The 7,748-nt window shown below is 34.4% G+C and carries 5 protein-coding genes and 1 pseudogene; all 6 read right to left on the bottom strand.

The window, feature by feature from the left end; translation table 11 throughout:
• Positions 1-98 precede the first annotated feature (98 nt).
• A complete protein-coding gene (locus HMPREF2818_RS05130) occupies positions 99-593 on the bottom strand; it encodes a DUF2127 domain-containing protein (protein WP_000598909.1) in 495 nt (164 codons plus the stop codon).
• Positions 594-781: 188 nt separating this feature from the next.
• The gene (locus HMPREF2818_RS05125; protein ID WP_000701403.1) at positions 782-2,746 is read right to left on the bottom strand and encodes a PTS fructose transporter subunit IIABC; all 1,965 of its coding nucleotides are present in this window, start codon (positions 2,744-2,746) and stop codon (positions 782-784) included.
• Positions 2,743-3,654: a 1-phosphofructokinase gene (gene pfkB / locus HMPREF2818_RS05120; RefSeq protein WP_000640758.1), complete on the bottom strand. Its 912-nt coding sequence runs from the start codon at positions 3,652-3,654 to the stop codon at positions 2,743-2,745. The genes HMPREF2818_RS05125 and pfkB overlap by 4 nt, the downstream gene beginning before the upstream one ends.
• Positions 3,651-4,394, bottom strand: coding sequence for a DeoR/GlpR family DNA-binding transcription regulator (locus tag HMPREF2818_RS05115; protein WP_000920253.1), 744 nt, complete (start codon positions 4,392-4,394; stop codon positions 3,651-3,653). The genes pfkB and HMPREF2818_RS05115 overlap by 4 nt, the downstream gene beginning before the upstream one ends.
• Before the next feature lie 130 nt (positions 4,395-4,524).
• Positions 4,525-5,760 carry an aminoacyltransferase gene (locus HMPREF2818_RS05110; protein WP_000175203.1) on the bottom strand — a complete coding sequence of 412 codons (1,236 nt, stop codon included), beginning with the start codon at positions 5,758-5,760 and terminating at the stop codon, positions 4,525-4,527.
• 143 nt (positions 5,761-5,903) lie between these two features.
• Positions 5,904-7,538: pseudogene (locus tag HMPREF2818_RS05105) on the bottom strand (SH3 domain-containing protein).
• Positions 7,539-7,748: the final 210 nt, after the last annotated feature.

The raw sequence follows: 7,748 nt of genomic DNA, 5'->3' as shown, positions 1-7,748 counted from the left end.
GAACTAGGATTTTAGTTTCGCAGGAAGTCTAATAGTTTTCATAGTCATATTGTAGCAAAAAAGCGCTTATAAAAACAAGCGCTAAGGCATGGGGGAAGTCACCTTTTTGAAAAATTCAATTTCATTTTCTGATATTCTAACCATGTTAAAATTATCATGATAACATCAAATACACATAGAAAAATCATTAAAATGCTATGACTAGAAAAATATTCCCTTAGTTGGAAAATGATAAACCCAACGAAAACTAAAATTGATAAAGGGTAAGCAAATAATTTCTCTTTATGTAATAAAATAAGTGCTACTAATTTGATACCGCCATGAATTAATAGATAGATAGCGGCTAAATGACTAGCCGAATCATTAATATAACTGCTTATTTTCAAGAAATGAGCAGAAATAAAACCATGAATCCCACCGTGAACTTCACCTTCAGTTAAAAGAAATAGGAGATGTTTTATTTGTGTAGGTTTAAAATAATATAATAAAACGCCAGCTACTACTTGTCCGACTGCAAATAGCGTTTTTAGATACAACATAATTGAAAAACTTGTATCAACTAGTTTTGTTTCTTTTTCATTCCATTTAATCATTGCTTACCTCCTTTCCTCAATCATATTATCCATTTTTTTGCTTAAATAAATCATATCCTATTGAAAAAAGATTAGCAATTATTAATGATTAATCTACCATTCTTTTACAACATAAAAAGGCGAATAGACCCAATAACGATAGTTTATTCACCTTTTATTCAATGTAAATTTGGATAAGTTGAGATTAACTATTTTGTTTTACGGAACAAGCCAAAGAGTACACCTGAGACTACCGCTCCAATTAGAATAAATAGAATATAAAGTAAAGGATTACTTGTTAATGCGATGACAAAAATCCCTCCATGAGGAGCCATCAACTTGATACCAGCTAAACCAACAAGTGCTCCAGTTAAGGCTGAACCTACAATAAAGCTAGGGATTGCACGAGCTGGGTCAGCAGCACCAAACGGAATAGCACCTTCAGTGATAAAAGATAACCCCATAACGATATTTGTTAGACCAGATTGACGTTCTTCATTATTAAATTTATCTTTAAATAATAAAGTTGCCACAAATACTGCTAACGGTGGAACCATTCCTCCAGCCATTACAGCTGCCATAACAACAGAGCCGCCATTTGCAACAGTTGCTGCAAGAGTACCTGTACCAAAAACATAAGCTGCTTTATTAACAGGCCCACCCATATCTACAGCCATCATACCACCAACTAGTAAGCCCATCAAGACTGCTGAACTACCAGATAAACCTTGTAAGAAAGTGTTAAGAGCTGTGTTGATAGCTGCCATTGGAATGTTTACGAGCAACATCAAGAAACCTGTAATCAAAACACCTAACAATGGGTATAGAAGAATTGATTTAATACCTTCAAGCGATTTTGGGAGACCTGAAAGTAATTTTCTAAGTAGTAGGATAACTCCACCAGCTAAGAAACCACCTACTAAAGCCCCTAAGAAACCTGATGGCACACCTGCTAATGCTAAGGTTGCTTTCCCACCTTCTGCAAAAGGTACTTTACCGAATGCCAGTCCACTTGATGCAATTGAACCAGCTACGAAGCCAGCTACTAGTCCTGGTTTTTCAGCTATTGAATAAGCGATATAACCTGCCAATACTGGTAACATAAATGCAAATGCTGCGCCACCGATATTTTTGAATAAGGCTGCAATTTCATGGTATGAACCTAAATTACTTAATTGGTCTTTTGGTACACCAAGTATGTTATCAAAAAGGAAAGCAATCGCAATCATAATACCACCACCAATAACGAATGGTAACATTTGTGATACACCACCCATAAGGTGTTTATAAAAAGCAGAGCCTAAGCCTGATTTTCCATCAGATTCACCTGATTGTTTATCATTTTGATTTTTTGCATGATAGGTTTGTGCCTTATTATCGAGAATAATGTTAATTAAGTCTTCACTTTTTTTAATACCATCAGCTACCGGACGTGATACCAAAGGTTTGCCATCAAAACGATCCATCTCTACAGCCTTATCTGCTGCAATAATAACACCCTTAGCCCTTGCAATATCACTTGAAGTCAACTTATTTCCTACACCAGAAGCGCCATTTGTTTCAACTTTAATACCTACACCCATTTCAGCTGCTTTTTTCTTTAAAGCTTCTTCTGCCATATACGTGTGGGCAATTCCCGTAGTGCAAGCTGTTACTGCAACAATATAATCTGAACCTTTACTTGTTGATTGTACTGTTTGTGGAGCTACTGTTTCTTGAGAAATGCTATTACTATCAAAAGTAGCAATAATGTCATCTGGCGTTTTTGCTTGACGTAATTGATCAGCGAACCCTTCTTTTAAAAGATATTTAGATAGTTCTGCCAAGGCAGCTAAATGCGTATCATTAGCACCATCTGGCGCAGCAATCATAAAGAATAAATCAGTTGGCTGTCCATCAAGTGCTTCGTAATCAACACCTGATGCAGATTTTGCAAAAAGGACAGTAGCTTCTTTAACGGCAGCATTTTTACTATGTGGCATAGCGATACCATCACCTAATCCAGTTGATGTTTGTGCCTCACGCTTCATGATGCCATCTTTAAAAATAGCAAAGTTTGTCACAACACCTGTGTCAACTAATTTTGTAATCATTTCATCAATTGCAGCCTCTTTACTGGTTGCTTTTAAATCCATAATCATAACTTCTTTTTTTAGTAGGTCTTGGATTTTCATAATTTTTCTACCTCAACTTTATTATAAATATCTTGGATAAACTCAGCTGTTGCTAAATCATCTGAGAAAGTGGTTGCTGTACCACAAGCTACGCCCCATTTTAGTGCTTCTACTGGATTTTTTGACTTAACAAATTCTCCTGTAAAGCCAGCTACCATTGAATCACCAGCCCCAACGGAATTTTTCACTTCACCCTTAATCGGTTTTGCAAAATATGAAGCTTCTGGAGTTACTAACAATGCACCATCCCCTGCCATAGAAACGATAACATTCTTAGCTCCTTTATCTAGAATCTTATGTGCATATTTTTCGATATCAGGCAGACCTTCTAGCTCTACGCCAAAAATATCTGCTAATTCATGGTTATTCGGTTTTACTAAAAGAGGCTGATAAGCAAGAGCGTCTAAAAGTGTCTGACCTTCAAAATCGCAAACAACTTCCGCTCCTGTCTTTTTAGCAATTGGAATCAATGTATTATAGACCTTATTTCCAAGGCTAGCTGGTGCTGAACCTGCGAAAACTACTGTGTCCTCAGGTGTTAGTCTCGAAAGAAGTTTCTCTAGACGATGAAGTTGTTCATTTGTTATCCTAGGACCCCCGCCATTGATTTCAGTTTCAATTTTTGCTTTTACTTTAACGTTGATACGTGTATCTTCATTAACAGAAACAAAGTCAGTTTTGATACCTTCTGATACAAGTCCATCTTCAACAAAATGTCCTGTAAATCCACCGATAAAACCTGTAGCAGTATTGTCAATTTTTAAGCGTTTTAATATGCGACTAACATTAATTCCTTTACCACCTACATATTTATCATCGCTAGTCATACGGTTAACACTACCCAACAATAGTGTATCTAGACGAACAATAAAATCAATCGATGGATTTAATGTTACTGTATAAATCATACTTGAATCACCTTCATTTTCTCTTTTATTATTGTCATAAGTTCTGAATCAGTCTTATTAGTTACTAAATTAATGTCATTTATCTCTTTCACTTTAGCAAATGTAACTTGTCCAATTTTAGATGAATCCATTAGAATAAAGGTTTGTTGACTATTATTAATAATAGCTTCTTTAATAGCAGCTTCTTCTAAATCTGGTGTAGTTAAATAAACTTCATCTATACCATTCATCCCCAGAAAAGCTTTGTCAACCGTTATCTGCCTAATCTGATTAATGGCTACCTGGCCAATACTAGCATCTGTTGAATGTTTAACCGCTCCTCCGATAATGATTGTTTTTATCCCTCTATCAACTAACTTTGCAGCATGATGAATAGAATTCGTCACCACCGTTAATTGCTCGTGAGGGAGAAAATCAATTAATAATTCTGTCGTAGTTCCGGCATCAATAAATATAACATCTTGCTTTGCTATCAGCTTTGCAGTTTGTCTAGCAATATCCAATTTTTTTTGAACGTTTTTGATAGCTTTTTCTTGATTACTTAATTCCTGGCCAAGTGAGTATGGTAATTCAGCACCACCATGCACCCTTTTTAAAAAACCTTCAGATTCAAGTTCATCTAAATCCCTGCGAACTGTAGATTCAGAAGTCTCTAAGATAGACGTTAATTCATCTAAAGTAACACTCTTATTTTGCTCAAGTCGTGATAAGATAATTTCTTTTCTCTTTGACTTTAGCATAGTCCCTCCTTGAATTGAAATCGTTTGCAATTTAATTATATCTCTTTTTCTTTCAATGTCAAGCATTTTCTTCCAAAAACTATCAATAAACTAAAAAAGCCTAATCTAAAGATTAGCTTTTACAAATACTTTAATTTCTCTTCAAAACCTTTTTAAGAAGCTGAATTCCTTTGTATTTAAAAGGACTTGGATAATAGTTAAAAGTTCCCATTTTACGAATGATATAACCATTAAAATTCTGTTTAAAGCGAAGAATACTATCTGAACCATCAAAAGTTCCCTGAATACCTAGGAGGTTATAGAAAGTAGAACCTCTTTTGAGAGCCTCTTGCATAACATATTCCTGAAGAACTGCTGGTGCATAAAATTTATTAAATTCTGTGTAGGATCCTGAAAAGAAATAAACTGTCTCCTTAAGACTATAAACAAATAGACTACCAGCTAAAACAACGTCTTGGTTATCATACTTTTGAATAAATGACTGAACTTCTTGTCGTCGTGTTTCAAAACTAGCCAGTTGATTAATTATTTCAGAGCGTTGCCTATGATACTTAGGAGAGTCTGCATTTTCCCTAAAACGTTCATCAAGCAATTTAAGCTTATTTTCCAATGCTTCAGCTTTTATTTGCAAGTTATGGTCGTATTCTCTAAAATTTAAAGTGGCAATCACAAATTCAGCCTTGCCTTCAAAGCTATCGTAAAAATCTTGATAATAATCTAAGGACTTATCCATATAATCACGTCTATTTGACGTAGAAGTTGTTATCTCTTTAAATAAATGTAGCTCATCACGTTTAAGAACGCGAACCTTGATTCCAAAAGACATTGCTTTCTTAACCAAAGCTCGTCCTGTCTTAGAGAATGAAGATAGTAACGTTTCAGAAGTGACACCTTCTAAATTTTTAACATAGTGCCAAGATAAATATTTACCAGTAAAACCAGTTGTTAAACCATCATGGTGATAACCTGAACTGGTAAAATCTTCAATCAGATTATCATTTCCCTGATTACTAGGAACTCCCGAACTAGTGAATAATTGGTAATCATCATAAGGCTCAACTATTAATTCTAGAACACCGTTGGATTTGGCATAGCCTTGCAATGCTTTATAAAATTGTTTTAGATACTTAGAATTTGAATGAACTGGTCCTGAATCAATTTTCATTTGAAAACCACCAGTGACTGGCATAATATAAGATAAACTGATTATCTCTAGTTTATTTTCTACTCGATATCCCAAATACCTAACATCATAGCCGCGTTTTTCTAAAAGTTTAGCCATCTCAGGTGTTTGTAAAAATGATTGTGAATCATAATTTCCTGAATGTTCTTTAAATTCTTCTATTGTTAATTCTCGAAGCGTCATAAATACCTTTCTTAACTATTTCCTACTTTTCTCCACATTCTATCTATTCGATACTATCCAAATAATATAATTTTGACGTAAATCTCCACTGTTTTTTCCAACACACATAATATTAGTAAAGCTAAATCTAAAAAGATTTAGCTTTAAATTTCAATATAGCGACGAATACCGGAATAACTCTTGTATGAAATCCACTGATGACCATCTACTACTAACACTTGATCATAATGTATTTTTTCACCCTTTTGAAAATTAAATTCCACTGGACTTGATACTTTAGGTTGACTCTTCACATCTACAGTTTTAGTAAATGTATAGGTACCTGTTTTAGGTAAGTTGGGATAACTAGTCGGTTTAGTCGCCTCATCTTTCGCTTTTTCACTACTTGTAGTTAGCTTTTTCACAGGAATATAGCGACGAACACCACTATAAGATTTGTAAGAAATCCACTGGTAACCATCTGCTGTCAATACTTGATCATAATTTATTTTGTCACCTTTTTCTAAAGTAAATTGGGTCTGACTTGATATTTTAGCTTCATTTTTTACTTCAGTACTTCCGATAATATTATAAACACCAGTCTTTGCTAAACCATTTTCAATAGGTTCTTGAGAAGAATTAGTTCCAGCTACTGTCACTTTAGTTCCTGTTACACCTACAAGTGTCCCACTAGCTTCTTGCTAGTATAAATGAATATTATAAAGACCCTTCTCATTCTTATGGTCAGCAAATGATACAGCTACTTTGTAGTTGCCATCCCCAGTAGTTACAGCTGTATACCATTTAATATCATCTTGCCCTCCTTGTTCAGTCCAAACCGGTACCTTAACAGCAGCGATACCGTTATCATCTTTAATATTCGTAATTAAAATATCAAAACCTGTAGTTGTTTCGTTAGAAATAGTCAGTCTACCAGTTTTAGTAATACGGGCTTGTGGTTGAGGAGACACTTTTTCTTTATCTTCAGTTTTTTCTACTGAAGATGCTTTACCTAGCAAAACAAAACGACGAACACCATTGAATGATTTATAAGATAACCACTGATTTCCTTCAATAGTTAGTATTTGGTCGTAAAAAATTCTGTCTCCTTTGTCCAATGTAAATTGAGTTGGACTCGCTACCTTAGCTTCATTTTTTACTTCTACTTTATGTGAAAATGTATAATTTCCTTGCGTTGCTATTTTCTCTTGATTATTGCTTCCTGAATTTGTTACAGGAGTAGGTGCTTTAGTCTCTGAACCTCCTGATGGATCTAGTGACTCAATAGCTGCGTATCGACGTACGCCACAAAAAGACTTATATGAAATCCATTTCACATTATCTTTATTAAATACTTGGTCATAGAAAACTTTATCACCTTTCTTTGCATAGAAAGCTACTGGGGCTGATTTTGAAGGTGTATTTTTCACCTCGGTTTCTTTGCTATAAACATAATTCCCTTGTTCAGGTAATGTTTTTTCCACCATTGGCTTTGTCTCTACTAAAGGAGTAGTAATGTCCTTTGTTGCCGTATTTTGACTATTTACAACTTTATCAGACGCTTGAACACTATCATTATTGGAAGTAATCACACTTGACGCACTTGTCTCATTGGAAGAATTATTAGCATCCACACTAGTGCCTGTCTGATTATTAACTTGAACCGATGTAGTTTGATCCGCAAAAACAGGACTTGTGACCATTATGAATGACCCTAAAATTACTGATGCTAAACCAAATTTATATTTACGTAGAGAGTAAGATTGCTTAGTATCATTTACTTGTCCTTTTTTCATCATAAACACCTACTTCCTTATTTATTTACACTACTATTATAATATCCTTTTTGTAACATGTCAACATATTTTAGAAATATTTGTAATACAAATGTAATATTTTATGCTGTAAATACTTCTCGAAAAAAATACCCAACTCTTATTATTCTTAGTATAACAAAATCATTATCATTAAGCATATCAAAAAACCGGGCACTATTCTCCCGGTTGATT

Source organism: Streptococcus sp. HMSC076H09, from assembly GCF_001811765.1.
Classification (GTDB): domain Bacteria; phylum Bacillota; class Bacilli; order Lactobacillales; family Streptococcaceae; genus Streptococcus; species Streptococcus agalactiae.
Note: the sequence above shows the minus strand (reverse complement) of the source record. Positions and strands in the feature narration are given on the sequence as shown.